At 71.3% G+C, this 16,767-nt stretch carries 15 protein-coding genes and 1 riboswitch; of the genes, 10 read left to right on the top strand and 5 right to left on the bottom strand.

The features are described 5' to 3' along the window. Nucleotides 1-223: 223 nt before the first annotated feature. From icmB to sucD, 3 genes are all read left to right on the top strand, one after another. Nucleotides 224-625: a coenzyme B12-dependent isobutyryl CoA mutase small subunit gene (icmB, locus tag BN1197_RS06315; protein WP_040157418.1), complete on the top strand. Its 402-nt coding sequence runs from the start codon at nucleotides 224-226 to the stop codon at nucleotides 623-625. A 228-nt stretch (nucleotides 626-853) separates the two neighbouring features. Next, complete coding sequence (gene sucC, locus BN1197_RS06310; protein ID WP_040157415.1) at nucleotides 854-2,035, top strand: ADP-forming succinate--CoA ligase subunit beta; 1,182 nt, start codon at nucleotides 854-856, stop codon at nucleotides 2,033-2,035. Nucleotides 2,036-2,067: 32 nt separating this feature from the next. Next, on the top strand, nucleotides 2,068-2,955 hold the full coding sequence (gene sucD, locus BN1197_RS06305) for a succinate--CoA ligase subunit alpha (RefSeq protein ID WP_040157411.1): 888 nt from the start codon (nucleotides 2,068-2,070) through the stop codon (nucleotides 2,953-2,955). 130 nt (nucleotides 2,956-3,085) lie between these two features. Here the strand turns inward: sucD and BN1197_RS06300 are convergent, their stop codons facing one another. Continuing rightward, nucleotides 3,086-3,781 carry a prepilin peptidase gene (locus tag BN1197_RS06300; protein ID WP_052466115.1) on the bottom strand — a complete coding sequence of 232 codons (696 nt, stop codon included), beginning with the start codon at nucleotides 3,779-3,781 and terminating at the stop codon, nucleotides 3,086-3,088. 340 nt (nucleotides 3,782-4,121) lie between these two features. Between BN1197_RS06300 and BN1197_RS06295 the strand changes: the two genes are divergently transcribed. The 4 genes from BN1197_RS06295 (at nucleotide 4,122) to BN1197_RS06280 (ending at nucleotide 9,716) form a co-directional block, all read left to right on the top strand. Then, entirely contained in the window at nucleotides 4,122-5,492 is a 1,371-nt protein-coding gene (locus BN1197_RS06295; RefSeq protein WP_040157408.1) for a cell division protein PerM, read from the top strand. Nucleotides 5,493-6,138: 646 nt separating this feature from the next. Further along, complete coding sequence (purN, locus tag BN1197_RS06290) at nucleotides 6,139-6,747, top strand: phosphoribosylglycinamide formyltransferase (protein WP_040157940.1); 609 nt, start codon at nucleotides 6,139-6,141, stop codon at nucleotides 6,745-6,747. A gap of 123 nt (nucleotides 6,748-6,870) precedes the next feature. Then, a riboswitch (ZMP/ZTP riboswitch) is annotated at nucleotides 6,871-6,948 on the top strand. A gap of 31 nt (nucleotides 6,949-6,979) precedes the next feature. Next, nucleotides 6,980-8,629: a bifunctional phosphoribosylaminoimidazolecarboxamide formyltransferase/IMP cyclohydrolase gene (gene purH / locus BN1197_RS06285; RefSeq protein WP_040157406.1), complete on the top strand. Its 1,650-nt coding sequence runs from the start codon at nucleotides 6,980-6,982 to the stop codon at nucleotides 8,627-8,629. A 10-nt stretch (nucleotides 8,630-8,639) separates the two neighbouring features. Continuing rightward, nucleotides 8,640-9,716, top strand: coding sequence for a DMT family transporter (locus BN1197_RS06280; RefSeq protein ID WP_052466114.1), 1,077 nt, complete (start codon nucleotides 8,640-8,642; stop codon nucleotides 9,714-9,716). On the opposite strand, the gene BN1197_RS06275 is transcribed toward BN1197_RS06280, so the two are convergent. Further along, nucleotides 9,691-10,542 (bottom strand): hypothetical protein, encoded by an 852-nt coding sequence (locus BN1197_RS06275; protein ID WP_040157403.1) that lies wholly within the window; start codon nucleotides 10,540-10,542, stop codon nucleotides 9,691-9,693. The genes BN1197_RS06280 and BN1197_RS06275 overlap by 26 nt on opposite strands. A gap of 249 nt (nucleotides 10,543-10,791) precedes the next feature. Between BN1197_RS06275 and BN1197_RS06265 the strand changes: the two genes are divergently transcribed. The 3 genes from BN1197_RS06265 to BN1197_RS06255 all read left to right on the top strand — a co-directional run bounded on the left by BN1197_RS06265 (nucleotide 10,792) and on the right by BN1197_RS06255 (nucleotide 13,480). Further along, a complete protein-coding gene (locus BN1197_RS06265; RefSeq protein WP_040157399.1) occupies nucleotides 10,792-11,646 on the top strand; it encodes a bifunctional methylenetetrahydrofolate dehydrogenase/methenyltetrahydrofolate cyclohydrolase in 855 nt (284 codons plus the stop codon). A gap of 46 nt (nucleotides 11,647-11,692) precedes the next feature. Next, nucleotides 11,693-11,995 (top strand): DUF3017 domain-containing protein, encoded by a 303-nt coding sequence (locus BN1197_RS06260; RefSeq protein WP_040157396.1) that lies wholly within the window; start codon nucleotides 11,693-11,695, stop codon nucleotides 11,993-11,995. 237 nt (nucleotides 11,996-12,232) lie between these two features. Continuing rightward, nucleotides 12,233-13,480: a serine hydrolase domain-containing protein gene (locus BN1197_RS06255; RefSeq protein ID WP_040157394.1), complete on the top strand. Its 1,248-nt coding sequence runs from the start codon at nucleotides 12,233-12,235 to the stop codon at nucleotides 13,478-13,480. A gap of 72 nt (nucleotides 13,481-13,552) precedes the next feature. Here the strand turns inward: BN1197_RS06255 and BN1197_RS06250 are convergent, their stop codons facing one another. The 3 genes from BN1197_RS06250 to BN1197_RS06240 form a co-directional block, all read right to left on the bottom strand. Continuing rightward, nucleotides 13,553-14,542, bottom strand: a complete 990-nt coding sequence (locus BN1197_RS06250; protein ID WP_040157392.1) for a malate dehydrogenase — start codon at nucleotides 14,540-14,542, stop codon at nucleotides 13,553-13,555. 131 nt (nucleotides 14,543-14,673) lie between these two features. Continuing rightward, the gene (aqpZ, locus tag BN1197_RS06245) at nucleotides 14,674-15,441 is read right to left on the bottom strand and encodes an aquaporin Z (RefSeq protein ID WP_040157389.1); all 768 of its coding nucleotides are present in this window, start codon (nucleotides 15,439-15,441) and stop codon (nucleotides 14,674-14,676) included. Nucleotides 15,442-15,751: 310 nt separating this feature from the next. After that, nucleotides 15,752-16,732 (bottom strand): hypothetical protein, encoded by a 981-nt coding sequence (locus BN1197_RS06240; protein ID WP_040157387.1) that lies wholly within the window; start codon nucleotides 16,730-16,732, stop codon nucleotides 15,752-15,754. Nucleotides 16,733-16,767 lie beyond the last annotated feature (35 nt).

Genomic DNA, 16,767 nt, shown 5'->3' with positions numbered 1-16,767 from the left:
GCCACTATGCACGGTCACGATCCGATGACGAAACCCCCTTCTGAACGTTCGTCCGATATCTCACATCTTCCGCCGCCGCGAGCTGGTGACGGCGACGTCGTTCTCCCCCGGTTCCGTGGCCGCGCCGTGCCGGTCGTCGCGACCGTCCCGCGGGCGACGCGGGGGCGGGGGACTTCGGTCCTCTTCGCCACACGGGCCCGGCCCCGACGGCTACCCTGGGCGCATGAGTGAATCTCCGTTGCGCATCGTGGTGGCCAAGCCCGGACTCGACGGGCACGACCGTGGTGCGAAGGTCATCGCGAGGGCCCTGCGTGACGCCGGGATGGAGGTCATCTACACCGGCCTCCACCAGACCCCTGAGCAGATCGTCGAGGCGTCCATCCAGGAGGACGCCGACGCGGTGGGGCTCTCGGTTCTCTCCGGCGCCCACATGACGTTGTTCGCCAAGACCATCGAGCTCCTCAAGGAGCGCGACGCGGCCGACATCACGGTGTTCGGCGGCGGCATCATCCCCGAGGACGACATCCCGCAGCTCACCGAGCTCGGTGTCGCCAAGGTGTTCACGCCGGGGGCGACCACCACCGAGATCGTCGACTGGGTCGAGCAGAACGTCTCGCAGAGCTGAGAGATTCACCACGTCGGCCCACGGGCCGTACGGCGTTCCCGGCGCGCTCCGTCAGGCCGGTGCGCCCTTCACGACCCCGATGACCCTCGCGCGCCCCGGCGGCGGGGGTCATCGCTGTTCACGACGTGTTCACCCACGTCGAAGTGGCACACGCCCTCGTCCGATCGTGGTGCGACGCGTCGTTAGAATGCGCCTCGGACGTCTATCCATCGATGACGAGGAAGTGCCGTGGATCTTTTCGAGTACCAGGCTCGTGACATGTTCGAAAGGCACGGCGTACCCGTGCTCGCAGGCAAGACCGCCACCACGCCCGCGGAGGCCAAGGCGGCGGCCGAGGAGATCGGGGCCAAGAGCGGCGGGGTCACCGTCGTCAAGGCCCAGGTGAAGACCGGCGGCCGCGGCAAGGCCGGTGGAGTCAAGGTCGCCAAGAGCGCCGACGAGGCCGAGAAGTACGCGAACGACATCCTCGGGATGGACATCAAGGGCCACACCGTGCGCACGGTGATGATCGCCCAGGGCGCCAAGATCGCCGAGGAGTACTACTTCTCCCTGCTGCTCGACCGCGCCAACCGCGCCTACCTCGCGATGTGCAGCAAGGAGGGCGGCATGGAGATCGAGCAGCTCGCGGTCGAGCGCCCCGAGGCGCTCGCGAAGATCTCCGTCGACCCGAACACGGGCATCGACGAGGCCAAGGCCAAGGAGATCGTCGACGCGGCCGGCTTCGACACCGAGACCGGCGCCAAGATCGTGCCGGTGCTGCAGAAGCTCTGGGACGTCTACCGCGGTGAGGACGCCACGCTCGTCGAGGTCAACCCGCTCGTCAAGACCGAGGACGGCGAGATCATCGCCCTCGACGGCAAGGTCACGCTCGACGACAACGCGAGCTTCCGCCAGCCCGAGCACGCGGCTCTGGTCGACGAGGCGGCCGAGGACCCGCTGGAGGCCAAGGCCAAGGCGCTCGGCCTCAACTACGTCAAGCTCGACGGCAACGTCGGCATCATCGGCAACGGCGCGGGTCTCGTCATGAGCACCCTTGATGTCGTCGCCTACGCCGGCCAGGACCACACCGGCGGCGTCAGCAAGCCCGCGAACTTCCTCGACATCGGTGGTGGCGCGTCGGCCGAGGTCATGGCCAACGGCCTCGACGTCATCCTCGGCGACGACCAGGTCAAGTCGGTGTTCGTCAACGTCTTCGGCGGCATCACCGCGTGCGACGCGGTGGCCAACGGCATCGTCGGCGCCCTCAAGACCCTCGGCGACGCGGCCACCAAGCCGCTGGTCGTGCGCCTCGACGGCAACAACGTCGAGGAAGGCCGAGCCATCCTCGCCGAGTTCGACCACCCGCTCGTCACGGTCGAGGCCACGATGGACGGCGCCGCCCGCAAGGCCGCCGAACTGGCCGCCAAGTAATCGAGATCGAAGAAAAGGACGGCACAACAGACATGGCTATCTTCCTCGACTCCGACTCGAAGGTCATCGTGCAGGGCATGACCGGGTCCGAGGGCATGAAGCACACGGCCCGCATGCTCGCGAGCGGCACCGACATCGTCGGCGGCGTCAACCCCAAGAAGGCGGGTCAGACCGTCACGTTCCCCGAGGGCCAGGAGATCCCGGTGTTCGGCACGGTCGCCGAGGCGATGAAGCAGACGGGCGCGAACGTCTCCGTCGTCTTCGTGCCCCCGGCCTTCGCCAAGTCCGCGGTCATGGAGGCCGTCGACGCCGAGATGCCGCTCGTCGTCGTCATCACCGAGGGCATCGCGGTCAAGGACACCGCGGAGTTCTTCAACTACTGCAAGAACAAGGGCACGACGCGCATCATCGGCCCCAACTGCCCCGGCATCATCAGCCCCGGAAAGTCGAACGCGGGCATCACCCCGGCCGACGTCTCGGGCGAGGGCAAGCTCGGCCTGGTCTCCAAGTCGGGCACGCTGACCTACCAGATGATGTACGAGCTGCGCGACATCGGCTTCACCACCGGCGTCGGCATCGGCGGCGACCCCATCGTGGGCACCACGCACATCGACTGCCTCGAGGCGTTCGAGAAGGACCCGGAGTGCGTCGGCGTCGTGATGATCGGCGAGATCGGCGGCGACGCCGAGGAGCGCGCGGCCGCCTGGATCAAGGAGAACATGACCAAGCCGGTCGTCGGCTACGTCGCGGGCTTCATGGCTCCCGAGGGCAAGACGATGGGCCACGCCGGCGCCATCGTCTCCGGCTCCTCGGGCACCGCGCAGGCCAAGAAGGAGGCCCTCGAGGCCGCCGGCGTCAAGGTCGGCAAGACGCCGTCGGAGACGGCTCAGCTCATGCGCGAGATCGTCCAGGGTCTCTGACACCTGGCGTCCGAACGAGCACACGGTCGACGGCCGGATCCCTTCGGGGTCCGGCCGTCGCCGTGTTCAGCGACATGCTGACGGCCGTCGCGGCCGAGGATGTGTAGTCGGGGCGACGGGTGGGTGCAGGTCAGGCGCCGACGACGAGGGCGACCGCGGTGCCGGCCGTGAGGAACGGACCGAGGGCGATGGCAGTGTGACGATCGGCGCGACCGCGCGCGAGCAGGAGCACCGCCCACGCGCCGGCGAGGACGACGACGAGGAACGCACCGGTGAGCACGGCGTCGAGGCCGCGCAGACCGAGGAGCACGGCGAGGGAGCACGACAGCTTGACGTCGCCGAGCCCGATTCCGCCCGCGGTCAGGGTGATCGCCGCGAGGACAAGGGGGACTGCGAGTCCGGCGGCGAGGGCCTGCCGGCTCGTCACCACGGCGGAGGGCCCACCGAACAGGCCGATCGCGAGCATCACCGCAACCGCGAGGGCCGCGAGCGGAATCGTCCCGACGTCGGGGAGTCGTCGCTGCGCCACGTCGGCGGCCGAGAGCAGTACGGCCACGGTGACGACGACGAGGTCGAGCCAGAGGACGACGGCGTCGACGAGACCGGCGGCCGGGAGGGTCGCGGCGAGCACGGACCAGATCCCGGCGGTGGCGAGGACGATGCTCGTGCCGGGCACGGGTGCGCAGGGCCCGTCTCCGGCACGCCGGTACCACCCGCGCCGATGGAGACCTGCGAGCAACCGGCCGATGCCGGCTCCGGACACACAGGCCATGGCGGCTGCGATCGCACTCGTCAGGGTGGAGGGCTCGACGGCGGCGAGGTGCATCGGAGCTCCGGGGTGGTCGAGGCGGCACGGTCTTTCGGGAGGGTGGCATGTGGCTCACCCGCCGTGGACCCACCCGGACTCGGCCATCCACAGGGGTGCACATCGCCCCGATCCCCGCCGGACACCACGCCCTCTCCCGTCCGGGCCGTCCCCCGACCCATTGCCCCTGGCGCCTCTTCAACCCGAGGTGGCAGATGGGATGGCAGCGAATCGGGGGTGATCACCCCACTCCTGCTCCCATCCCATCTTCCATCTTGCGGGGTGGGGCGGACGCGTCGGCACGGCCCCATCGGCGTGGGGCCACGGGTTCCGACCGTGGTCGGGTGAGGATGTCCTCCTGATGCGTGACACCCTGATGCGTGTGCGAGAGCTTCGAGACCCCGGCCGGCCGTCCTCGGAGGATGATGTCCTGCCGCTGTGGCTCGTCGCCGGCGGTCATGGTGCCGGAGCCGCGTTGGCCTCGGCGACGATGATCGTCGTCCTCTGCGTGCTCGGGTGGCTGACGGGTGCCGGAGGCTCGGAGTCTGCCGGAGCCACCGTGGCCGCCGGTCTCGCCGGGTGGGCCTTCGCCCACGGCGCCCCACTCACCCTCGACGCGGGCAGGGTCGGGCTCATCCCGTGGCTGCTGCTCGCCTGGCCGTTGGTGTGCGCGTGGTGGTCGGCGCAGCGCGTCGTCCCCGATCCGGCGAGCAAGTCGCGGCGGTTGCGCGGCTTCGGCGCGATCCGCGAGGACGTCGCGGTGGCCGGGGGAGCGTTCGTCACGGGTTACGCGGCGACCGCTCTGGTGCTCGCGGTCGCCGCGCACTTCGGCGGTGCGCGTCCTTCGATCGGATTCGCGACGTTCGGTGGCATCGTGCTCGCCACGCTCGCGTACCTCCTGGCGTTGCGACCGCTGCATCACCTGGGCGACCTCGCGCCCCGGCTCCAGTGGGCCCAGCGCGAGTACGTGCCGTCGTGGGTCGGTCGCGCCGTGCGCCCCGCTGCGGCAGCCGTGCTCGCGACCCTCGCCGCCGGTGCGGTCGTGCTCGTCGTCGGCATCGTTCTGCGCTTCGGCGAGATGGCGGAGGTCTACGCCCGCATCGGCGGCGGTCCGGTCGGCATCACGTTGATGACCCTGGCCCAGCTCGCCTACCTGCCGACCCTCGCCATGTGGGCGGCTTCGTGGCTCGCCGGTCCGGGCTTCACGCTCGGCGGAGGCAGCTCGGTGACGTGGTTCGTCTCCGACCCGGGCATCATCCCGCTCGTGCCAGTGCTCGCGACCGTCCCCACCCCCGGCCCGTTGCCCACCTGGAGCCCGGCCGTGGTGACGGTGCCGCTGCTCATCGGGCTGATGCTCGGGATCTGGTGCGTGCGCCGCGCCGGGGGCACCTGGCTCGAACGGCTACGCCTCACCGGTGTCGCGGTCGTGTTGTACGCCCTGGCGATCCTTGTCCTCGGGGTTGCGGCCTCCGGCTCCGTCGGCGCCGGTTACTTCGCGCATGTCGGTCTCGACGCCGTCGTCACCGCGCTCGCGCTCACCGGCGAGGTGGGTCTGACGGCTCTCGCCGTCGCCGGAATCTCCGGGCTGCGCGTCGCCCGCCCGGGGCGCCGCCGGAACGACTCCCGCAGTGGCACGAGCGCGACGAGTACCCGGAGCACCGGCAGTGACAAGGGCGGCGCGAACAAGCCCCGGCGTCGTCTGCGCCGCCACGCGGAGGACGAGTTCGACTGACACGCGCCCGCACCGGAGCCCCACCCCAGGTGTTGCGCGACCGTGTCGACAGCACACGGACGTCCCTGCACGCCTCCGGTACTCCGGGCATGGCGTCGATGGCGTGCGCTCTGCGCAGTTTCCTTGCACGGCCAGCGCAAGGCGTGCACGGATGACGGGAAGCGGGCACGGGCGTCGATGCACGTCTTCCGCACTCCGGGTGCGTCGTCTGCGGCGTGTTCACTGGGCGCTTCTCGTGCACGGCCAGCGCAAGGCGTGCACGGATGACGGGAGGCGGGCATGGGCGTCGATGCACGTCTTCCGCACTCCGGGCGCGTCGTCTGTGGCATGCACTCTGCGCAGTTTCCGTGCGCGACCGGCTCGAGACGTGCACGGATGACGTGACACGGCCATGGGCGTCCATGCACGTCTTGGGTACTCCGGGCACGTCGTCTGTGGCGTGTCTGCTGGGCCCTTCCCGTGCATGGCCGGCTCAAGGCGTGCACGGATGACGGGAAGCGGGCATGGGCGTCGATGCACGTCTTCCGCACTCCGGGCACGTCGTCTGCTGCCTGCCCACCGTGCGCTTCCCGTGCATGGACCACGCGGCACGGGCATCGACGAGGACGCGGAACGAGCCTGATCGCCGGCCCGTAGGGTGGGGTTCATGCGCGTCGTCGTCCTCGTCTCCGGCAGCGGCACCAACCTGCAGGCGTTGATCGACGCCTCGCGTGATCCGGCGTGCGGCGTGGAGATCGTCGCCGTCGGTGCCGACCGCGCCGGCATCGAGGGGCTCGCCCGCGCCGAGCGCGCCGGGATCCCGACGTTCGCGCTCAGCGTCCGCGACCACCCCGACCGCCTCGCCTGGGACATCGCCCTCGCCGACGCGGTCGCCGCGTACGAGCCCGATCTCGTCGTCGGAGCCGGGTTCATGAAGATCCTCGGCGCGGCGTTCCTCACCCGCTTCGACGGCCGCGTCCTCAACACCCACCCGGCCCTGCTGCCGAGTTTTCCCGGCGCGCACGGGGTTCCGGACGCCCTCGCCTACGGGGTCCGCGTCACCGGCTGCACGGCGCACTTCGTCGACGCGGGTGTCGACACCGGTCCGATCGTCGCCCAGCGCAGCGTCGAAGTGCTCGACGACGACACCGAGGAGAGCCTTCACGAGCGCATCAAGGTCGAGGAACGCGCGATGCTCGTCGACGTCGTCGCCCGCCTCGCCCGCGACGGGTGGAGCGTCGACGGCCGGCGGGTGCGTTTCGGCACGACCGGGTGACCGTCGAAGGGGGCGAGCGGCCCCCGATCGCCCCCGAGGTCGCTCCGCCTCGGATCGCCTGTGCTCGCGGTCACCTTCGGGCGCGTCTGCTCCGCCCGGAGCTCGGCGCCGGTCGTGGGTAGGCTGGCCGCACACGACTGGCGCGGGTGGGCCACCACCGGGGAGTGAAGCACGTCGGCATCGCCCGCCTGGGTGCCGCAGAACCGTTCGAACTCGTCACCAGGAGCCGAGGATGTCCGAACCCACCCCTGCCACCACGTCGAACGAGGGCCGCCGACCGGTGCGCCGCGCGCTCGTCTCGGTCTACGACAAGACCGGCCTGGAGGACCTCGTCCGGGGTCTGCACGAGGCCGGGGTCGCGCTCGTCTCCACCGGCGGATCGGCGGCGGCGATCGAGAACCTCGGCCTGCCCGTCACCCGCGTCGAGGAGCTCACCGGGTTCCCCGAGTGCCTCGAAGGCCGCGTCAAGACCCTGCACCCCAAGGTGCACGCCGGCATCCTCGCCGACTCCCGCAAACCCGACCACGTCGCCCAGCTCGCCGAGCTCGGCGTCGAAGCGTTCGAGCTCGTCGCCGTCAACCTCTACCCGTTCCGCGAGACCGTGGCCTCGGGCGCGACCCCCGACGAGTGCGTCGAGCAGATCGACATCGGCGGCCCGTCGATGGTGCGGGCGGCCGCGAAGAACCACCCGAGCGTCGCGGTGCTCACCTCACCGGCGCAGTACGCCGACGCGCTCGACGCCGTACGCGGCGGCGGGTTCACGCTCGAGGCCCGCAAGCGGCTCGCGGCAGCGGCGTTCGCGCACACCGCGGCCTACGACGTCGCGGTCGCCGACTGGATGGCCGCGGGCTACGTCGACACGACCGACGACACGGGATTCCCGCAGTTCCTCGGCCTGGCCTACGAGCGGGTCCGGCCGCTGCGCTACGGCGAGAACCCCCACCAGCAGGCGGCGCTCTACGCCGGCGCGGGCTCGGGCATCGCGAACGCGACGCTGCTGCACGGCAAGGCGATGAGCTACAACAATTACGTCGACGCCGACGCCGCCCTGCGCGCCGCGTACGACCACGGCGACGTTCCGACCTGCGCCGTCGTCAAGCACAACAACCCGTGTGGCATCGCGGTCGCCAACGCCGGCGACGACATCGCGGTCGCGCACCGGCGGGCGCACGAGTGTGACCCGCTCTCGGCGTTCGGCGGGGTCATCGCGACCAACCGCCGCGTCACGGCGGCGATGGCCGAGACGGTCAAGGACATCTTCACCGAGGTCGTCGTCGCGCCCGGTTTCGAGCCCGAGGCGCTCGAGATCCTCACGGCCAAGAAGAACATCCGCCTGCTCGAGATCGACGCCTCGGCGATGGCGGCCGACGACGACGCGCTGGAGTACCGCCCGATCAGTGGCGGGATGCTCGTGCAGACCGTCGACCGCATCGACGCCGAGATCGCGGAATCGAGCGAGGACAAGCCCACCGCGGGTCACGGCGACGCGTTCGAACGGTGGACCCTCGTCGCCGGAGAACCGGCCGACGCCGCGACCATCCGCGATCTCGAGTTCGCCTGGCGCGCGGTGCGGGCCACGAAGTCCAACGCGATCCTGCTCGCGAACGACGGCGCCTCGGTCGGCATCGGCATGGGACAGGTCAACCGGGTCGACTCCTGCCGGCTCGCCGTCGAGCGTGCCGGGGCGCCGCGGGCGCGGGGCGCGGTCGCGAGTTCCGATGCGTTCTTCCCGTTCTCCGACGGCCCGCAGATCCTCGTCGACGCGGGGGTGCGTGCGATCGTCGCCCCGGGCGGTTCGATCCGTGACGACGAGACCATCGAGCTCTGTCGTGCCCACGGTGTGACGCTGTACTTCACCGGAGCCCGTCATTTTGCGCACTGAGCCCCGTGACGTGTCCCAGGGCGCGGCGGGCGGCGAATCGTCGGAGCCCACCGCAGACGCCCAGACTCCTCTCGCACGCTCCACCGGGCGGGCCGCCCTGCTCGCGTCGGTGGCCGCGTTCCTCGCCGGCACGCTCAGCGCCATGCAGTCACGGGTGAACGGCACGCTCGCCGAGGTGTTCCACGCCCCGATCGACGCCGCGCTGTGGTCGTTCGGCAGCGGCTGGGTGCTGCTGACCCTCGGTCTGCTGCTGCCCTCGGCCCGGGCGGGCCTGCGCAGCGCCTACCGCGCCTATCGGGCGCAGCACCTCACGTGGTGGCAGTTCCTCGGGGGCATGTTCGGCGGGTTCTTCGTCGCGGCCCAGACGTGGTCGGTCCCACAGATCGGGGTGGCGATGTTCACGATCGCCATCGTCGGCGGCCAGACTCTCAACGCCATGCTCGTCGACGGTCTGGGGCTCGGCCCGGCAGGCAAGGCGCCGGTCACACTCGCCCGCGTGCTCGGCGCACTGGGCACGTTCGTCGGCGTCGCGATCGCGATGGTCGGGCGTGGGGCGGACGGCTCCGGGGTCATCCTCGTCCCTGTGCTGTTCGCCGTCGCCGCCGGCGCCGGCATGGCGGTGCAGCAGGCGATCAACGGCCGGGTCAACCGCCACACCGATCAGGTGCTCGCGACGACGTGGGTCAACTTCTCGTGGGGGTTGCCGTTGCTGCTCGGCATCGCGCTCGCACAACTCGCGCAGGGCACGTGGCGCGCACCGATGACGCTGGACGCGCCCGCGTGGGCGTGGATGGGCGGCGTCGTCGGCATCGTCTACATCGCCATCGGCGCGACCGTCGTGCACCACCTCGGTGTGCTGCTCGCCGTCCTGTTCACCCTCGCCGGGCAGCTCATCGGTGCAGTCGTCATCGACCTCGTCTCGTCGGGGCAGGGGCAGGTGCCGACGCTCGTCCTCGTCGGGGTCGCGGTGACGCTGCTCTCGGCGGTCTTCGCGGCAGCGGCGGCCCGACGTGCCCGGCGGCGTGAACACGCCGAGTCGGCGAGTTCGCCGGGGCGGGTGGTCAGCCCGCCTTCGTCAGCGCCGTGACGAGCACGCCGTCGTCGGGGGGCCCGTCGACCGCGTAGGCGTTCATGAGGACGACGGCCGCGCCCACCCGGCGCACGGCGATGTCCTGCACCACCTCGACCGTCTGCGCAGGTGGCGGAGTCGCGGGTGCGCCCGTGCTCGTGCCGGTGCCCGTACCGGAGGGAGCCGCGGTCGCCGCGCCGGGAACGACGACGTCGACCCGCTGCCGCCACGCGACCGTGCCCGCGGGCGCCCCCTTCAGCGTGAGCTTCTCGACCGTGAAGGTGCTCTGGCCCTTGGTGTCCTTGGCCGTGTAGGTCCTGCACCCGGGGACCTTCTCGGCGAGGTCTGCGACGACGGTGGTGGCGGTCGCGTCGGGGTACACGCGCACGTTCTGCTGCAGGTAGGGGCCGGCGGCGCCCTTCTGCCAGTTCTGCTGGGCGCCGTCGACCGGTTCGTGGGGCTCGAGATCGACCCCGCACACCGTCATCCGGTAGCCGCGGGTGTCGCGGGCCTGCGTCGCGGTCCATCCGCTCGGCAGCGCGGAGGTCGGCACGAGCAGAGGCAACGCGCTGCCGTTGCCGCCGGTCATCCTCGCGACGGTGTCGGGGACCTCGGAGCCCGTCGCGCCGGAGGACGAGGGGGTCGGAGGCGCTGCGTCGGTGGGGGATGATTCGGAGCCGGGGGTGGCCGGCGACGAGGACTGCGTTACGGGTGACTCCGCCGTCGGCGCCGCGGATCCGGCCGAGGTCGTGGCGGGCGCCGGGACTCCCAGCCCCGCGCAGCCGGAGAGCACGGTGACGCCGAACAGGCCTGCGAACAGGGCGGATCCACGTCGGCGGCTCATAGCGCCAGGATAGAAAGCCCGCCCGGCCCCCGGCCAGGCCCGAAGAATACGTCCCTCGCTCGAACAGGCGCTTCCAGCCGGTCTCTGGCTCGCGCAGGCGCTCGCGTCCGCGTCGGCGGTGGTGAGCGACCGGGCGCCTCCGGAGGCGCGGCACACTTGCGCACACCCATCGTGCCTCCAGCGGTGGCGGCGTCCTTCCTTTCCTCGATGTGCCTGACCCGGGTCGGAGGCGAGTGACAGGATGAAGGGGTGACTGCGAAACTTCTCGACGGCAAGGCGACACTCGCGCAGATCAAGACCGAGTTGAAGGCCCGAGTGGCATCGCTCGCGGAGAAGGGGATCACGCCCGGACTCGCGACCGTGCTGGTCGGCGACGACCCCGCCTCCAGTTGGTACGTCGGCGCCAAGCACAAGGACTGCGCCGAGATCGGCATCCACAGCATCCGCAAGGATCTGCCTGCGACCGCCACCCAGGCCGAGGCCGAGGCGGTCATCGACGAGCTCAACGCCGACCCGGCATGCACCGGTTACATCGTGCAGCAGCCCACGGGACTGGACGAGTTCGCGCTGCTCTCACGCATCGACCCTGCGAAGGACGTCGACGGCCTGCACCCCTTCAACCTCGGCTGCCTCGTGATGAACCGCCCGGCGCCGCTGCCGTGCACCCCGGTGGGCATCGTCGAGCTGCTCCGCCGGTTCGAGGTGCCGATCGCCGGAGCCGAGGTCGTCGTCGTCGGTCGTGGGCTCACCGTGGGTCGCCCGCTCGGCCTGCTGCTCACCCGCAAGTCCGAGAACGCCACCGTGACCCTGTGCCACACCGGTACGAGGGACCTCGCCAAGCACGTGCGCGAGGCCGACATCGTCGTCGCGGCGGCGGGAGTGCCCGACATCATCACCAAGGACATGGTCAAGCCCGGCGCCGCGGTGCTCGACGTGGGCGTCTCACGTCGCGAGGGCAAGGTCGCGGGCGACGTGGCCAAGGACGTGGCCGAGGTCGCGGGTTGGCTCACGCCCAACCCCGGGGGCGTCGGGCCGATGACGCGCGCGATGCTGCTCTCCAACGTCGTCGAGGTCGCCGAACGTCAGGCCGGCGAGCGGGTCTGAGCGCGGCCTCCCCGCGAGCACCGGTCCCGCCTGCGATGATCGGCCCGTGAGCAGCTCGACCGCGCCGCCACCTCGCCCCCTGATCCGACTGGGCGCGGGGTGGTGGGCGTGGGCCGTCGTCATGGGCGCGGGCCTGGCGTGGCTCGTCGTCGGCGATCGAGTGCTCGACGGGGGGCTGCTCGTGGCCGCGAGTTTCGCGCTCGCCGCCGTGCTGCGCGCCGTGCTGCCCGACGACCAGGTGGGCGGCCTGCACGTGCGGGGCCGCCGGCGGGACGTCATCATGCACGCCGGTCTCGCCGCTGCCGTCGCGCTCGCGGTCGTTCTCGTGCACCTGCGCGAGGGCACCTGATCGCCGACCCTCCGCCGCGGGCGCGAGCCGGCGCGCGGTGGAAAGGCCTGTCCGAGCGCAGGGCTCGGGAGCCCGGGCGAAACCGCCTGTTCGAGCGAACGCACGCACGCGAAGCGCGCCGGTATGTCCGGGATGCGGCGGTTTCTGAGATGACCCTTCCGGGGCGGACGACGCGGTGATATCCAATCCTCACTGGGTCCCCGGTGACGCGCCGATGCGTCGAAAGTGAGAACGGCCATGACCACCACTCGTCCCGTCAGCCGCCGAAGTCTGGCCACGGTGCTCACGGCCGCCGCCGCGATGGCCCTCGTCGCCGGGGCCGGGGTCGCGCCCGCCGACGCCGCGCCCAAGAAGGACCGGCCGCTCGCAGCCGCGATGCAGCCGACCGTCGACGCCGTGCACGCGGCCGGCGCCGTGGGCGTCGTCGCCGCGGTCGAGATGCCGGGAGCCTCCTGCGTCGGGGCGGCGGGCTATCGCGATCTCGAGAAGGGGCTGCGCGCGGGGCCGCAGGATCGCGCCCGGTTCTCCTCGGTGACCAAGGCGATGACCGCGACGCTCGCCATGCAGGAGATCGAGGCCGGGCACTGGACCATCGACACGACGATCGACGACATCCTCCCCGGGCTGTACCCGGGTCACGGCGACGTGACGGTCGGCCAGTTGCTCAACCACACCTCGGGCATGCCCGACGCCATCTGGGCCCTCATGGAGGGCCGCGACTTCTGGGACATCACTCCCGACCTGCTCCGACGTGTGGTCGGTCGCACGTACACCGAGCGCGAGATCGTCGACGTCGCCCGCACCCTCGACTGGCTGTTCGCACCGGGCGCCGACATGGCGTACAGCAACACCGGCTACGTCGTGTTGTCGCTCATGCTCGAGAAGCAGACCGGGCAGCCCATCGAGAAACTCATGAAGCAGCGGATCTTCACCCCGGCCAAGATGAACCAGTCGTGGCTCGGGGACTCCGCTCTCACCCGTGGCCGCACCCTCGTCGACTACGGCCGTTGGGATGGCGCGCCGGTGCGCATCACCGTCGACGAGTCGATCTTCTCCGGCGCGGCGGCGGTGTACGCGCAGGCCGACGACGTGACGAAGTTCTACGACGCGTTGCTCGGTGGCCGGCTCGTGGGCAAGAAGTACGTCGACCTCATGTCGACGCCCACCGGCGCCGCGGCGCGGTACGGCTACGGCTACGGCCTGTACACGATCCCCGACCCCTGCCCGGCCGCCGACGGCTCGACGGCCCGGCTCGTCGGTCACGACGGCGCCGGGTTCGGCTCGCAGGCCGTCGCGTTCGCCTCGCCCGACGGCACCCGCAAGGTCGCGATGGCGTGGACCGGGCGCAGCTACCGGCAGGATGCCCCGCCGTTGCCGATCGACGACTTCATCGTCACCGCGTTCCGCACGACCTGCCCGACGAAGCCCGCGACCTCCGGCGGCCCGGGCCGATCGGGCGACGGCACCGGCTCGCTGCGGTTCTGACCTCGGCCTCACGAACGACGGCGCCCGCCCGGATTCGATCCGGGCGGGCGCCGTCGCGCGCATGAGTGGGACTCAGATGAGGCCGAGCTCCTGCACGGCGCTGCGCTCCTCCTGCAGCTCCTTGACCGAGGCGTCGATCTTGCCGCGCGAGAAGTCGTCGATCTCGAGGCCCTGGACGATCTTCCAGTCACCGTTGCTCGTGGTGACGGGGAAGGAGCTGATGATGCCCTCGGGCACTCCGTAGGACCCGTCGGAGGCGACGGCCATCGACACCCAGTCGTTCGCGGCCGAGCCGGTGAGCCAGTCGCGGGCGGCGTCGATGGTGGCGCTCGCCGCGGAGGCCGCCGAAGAGGCACCGCGGGCCTCGATGATGGCCGCGCCGCGCTTGGCGACGGTGGGGATGAAGTCGTTCTCGATCCAGGCCTGGTCGCCCACGGCCTCGGCCGCGTTCTTGCCGCCGACCTCGGCGTGGAAGAGGTCGGGGTACTGGGTGGCCGAGTGGTTGCCCCAGATCGTCATCTTGGTGATCTCGGTGACCGGCACGCCGAGCTTGGCCGAGAGCTGGGAGATGGCCCGGTTGTGGTCGAGGCGCGTGAGGGCCGAGAACCGCTCCTGAGGAATGTCGGGAGCGTTGCTCATGGCGATGAGCGCGTTGGTGTTCGCCGGGTTGCCCGTGACCCCGATACGGATGTCGTCGGCCGCGTGGTCGTTGAGGGCCTTGCCCTGGCCGGTGAAGATCGCGCCGTTGGCCGAGAGCAGGTCACCGCGCTCCATGCCCTTCGTGCGGGGGCGCGCACCGACGAGCAGCGCGAGATTGGCGCCGTCGAAGATGACGTTCGGGTCCGCACCGATCTCGACGCCGGCGAGCGTGGGGAAGGCGCAGTCGTCGAGCTCCATGACGACACCTTCGAGCGCCTTGAGGGCCGGCTCGATCTCGAGGAGCTGCAGCTGGATCGGGGTGTCGGGGCCCAGCAGCGCACCGCTGGCGATGCGGAACAGCAGGCTGTAACCGATCTGACCGGCGGCGCCGGTGACGGCGACCTTGACGGGGGAGTTGCTCACGGGATGCCCTTCCGACGAGGGAACAGATGTCGTGTTCGACGCTATCACCGGGCCTTCGACCTGATACCGGAACGCCGAACGCGATCCCGGCCACGCCGAGCGCCGGGACGGAGGTGTCGAGGTGCTGGCGGTCAGCGGGTGGCCGCGTCGGCCTCACCCTCGATGTCGACGCCCTCGCGGTGTTCGCCGGTGAGCATCGCGTACGTGGCACCCGCGATGAGCGCGCCGACGATGGGCGCCACCCAGAACAGCCAGAGCTGGGCCGGGGCGTCGCCGCCGTTGAAGAACGCGACCGCGGTGGAGCGAGCGGGGTTGACCGAGGTGTTGGTGATCGGGATGGAGATGAGGTGGATGAGCGTGAGCGCCAGCCCGATGGCGAGCGGGGCGAAGCCGACCGGGGCGCGGCCGTCGGTGATCCCGAGGATGACGTAGAGGAAGAACGCGGTGAGGATGACCTCGGCGAGCAGGGCGGCGACGAGACCGTAACCACCGGGGGAGCCCGCGCCGTAACCGTTCGCGGCCATGTTGCCGGCGGCGGTGAAGCCCGGCTTGCCCGACGCGATGGCGAACAGCGCGGCACCGGCCACAAGGCCGGCGACGACCTGGGTGACGACGTAGGCCGGCACGTCCTTCCACTCGAACCGGCGGGCCATCGCGACGCCGATCGTCACGGCCGGGTTGAAGTGACCGCCGGAGACGTGTCCGACCGCGTAGGCCATGGTGAGCACGGTGAGGCCGAAGGCGAGGGCGACCCCCAGAAACCCGATGCCCATGTTCACGGGGTCGGTCTTGTGCATGAAGTGCGCCGCGAAGATCGCGCTGCCGCAGCCGCCGAAGACGAGCCAGAAGGTACCGAGCGCCTCGGCGCTCAGACGGTGGACGAGAGGGGGAGTGGGCACGAGAACTCCTGATTCCGTACGGGGTGATGGCGCGCCCACTGCCGTAGGAGGACAGGCGGAGGCGCCGGAGTGGCAACCCCGCCCCGACGGTGCGCGACCGGCGGGCACGCCGAAACCGCCACAGAATGCGCGTGTTTCGATCCTGGGGAGTGGTGTTGACGATCACCACACGGCCGATGCCCGTTGGACGCTCCAGCGACGCCCGTTCGACGCCCCTACGACGCCGATCCCAGGCCGACTCGCGGCCGATTCGAAGCCGATCGGAGGCCCACGCCGGCGTGGCCGAAGGTGGCCGCGCCGGCGGCTGCGATCAGCGCTTGCGGCCGAACAGCCGCTTGAGCAGTCCCGGCTTCTCTTCGTGCTTCTCGGCGTCGCCGCGGCTCGGCTCGACGGGTGCTCCGGCAGCGGCGGGTGCCGTGGGCGTCGCCGGGGCGGGCTGCTCCGACGGCTCGGCGGGCCGGTCGGCCGAGGTGGCCTGCGTCGCGGCCTCGGGGGCCCGCACCGCGCGGTCCTCGTCGGGGGCGTGCTCGGCCGTCGGGCGGTCGACGGGGTGCTCCTCGGTGTGCGGGAAGTCGCCGGACTGCTCGTCGTCCTCGAGCACGACCTCGCTGTGGGCGGGGTCGGCGTGCGGGGCGTAGGAGGCGGTGGACTGCAGGTCGGCCTCGGGCTCGCGGTTGCCCTCCAGCGGAGAGACGAACTCCTGCTCGGCCGTGTCGGTGGTCGCCGAGATCTCGGCGATCATCGTGTCCTCGGCACCGGCTCCACCACCCACGCCGGCCTCGGCCGGATCGCCGTGCCGCGCCGCCGTGCCCACCTGGTCGTCGTCGGCGTAGGCCGTGGCTCCCGTGGCTGCCGTGGCCCCGGCACTCACGCCGGCCGTGCTCGCGGCGGCCTCGTCGCCGTAGTCCATCGCGAGGAACCGCTTGGTCTCCTCGGAGAACACGTAGACCCCCTCGCGCTCGGCGAGCGCGGCCATGACGCGGGCGACGTCCTCGGCGTGCCGGCCGTCGGTGTCGGCCTCGCCGGAGGCGTCGATCATCGTCGTGCACCGCGTGACCCGCTTGCGCCGCAACGGGGCGGCGAAGTCGGCGTAACGGTCGCCGAGGCCCTCGGCGTCGTCGTCGTACCAGAAGGTGTAGGCGTAGTCGGGCAGGCGCAGGACGGCCTTGATCTCGCCGCGTTCGACCTCGACGCCCGGGAACATCCCGGTGAGGAGGTCGGCGAGCACCTGCTGGGGCAGGACCTCGGCGTCCTTCGCGAAGATGATGTACGGATACGAGTTGCCGGCCATGGGGTCATCCTTCCCTACCGTCCGCCCGCGTGCGC

The organism is Mobilicoccus massiliensis (assembly GCF_000826525.2).
Classification (GTDB): Bacteria; Actinomycetota; Actinomycetes; order Actinomycetales; family Dermatophilaceae; genus Mobilicoccus; species Mobilicoccus massiliensis.
Note: the sequence above shows the minus strand (reverse complement) of the source record. Positions and strands in the feature narration are given on the sequence as shown.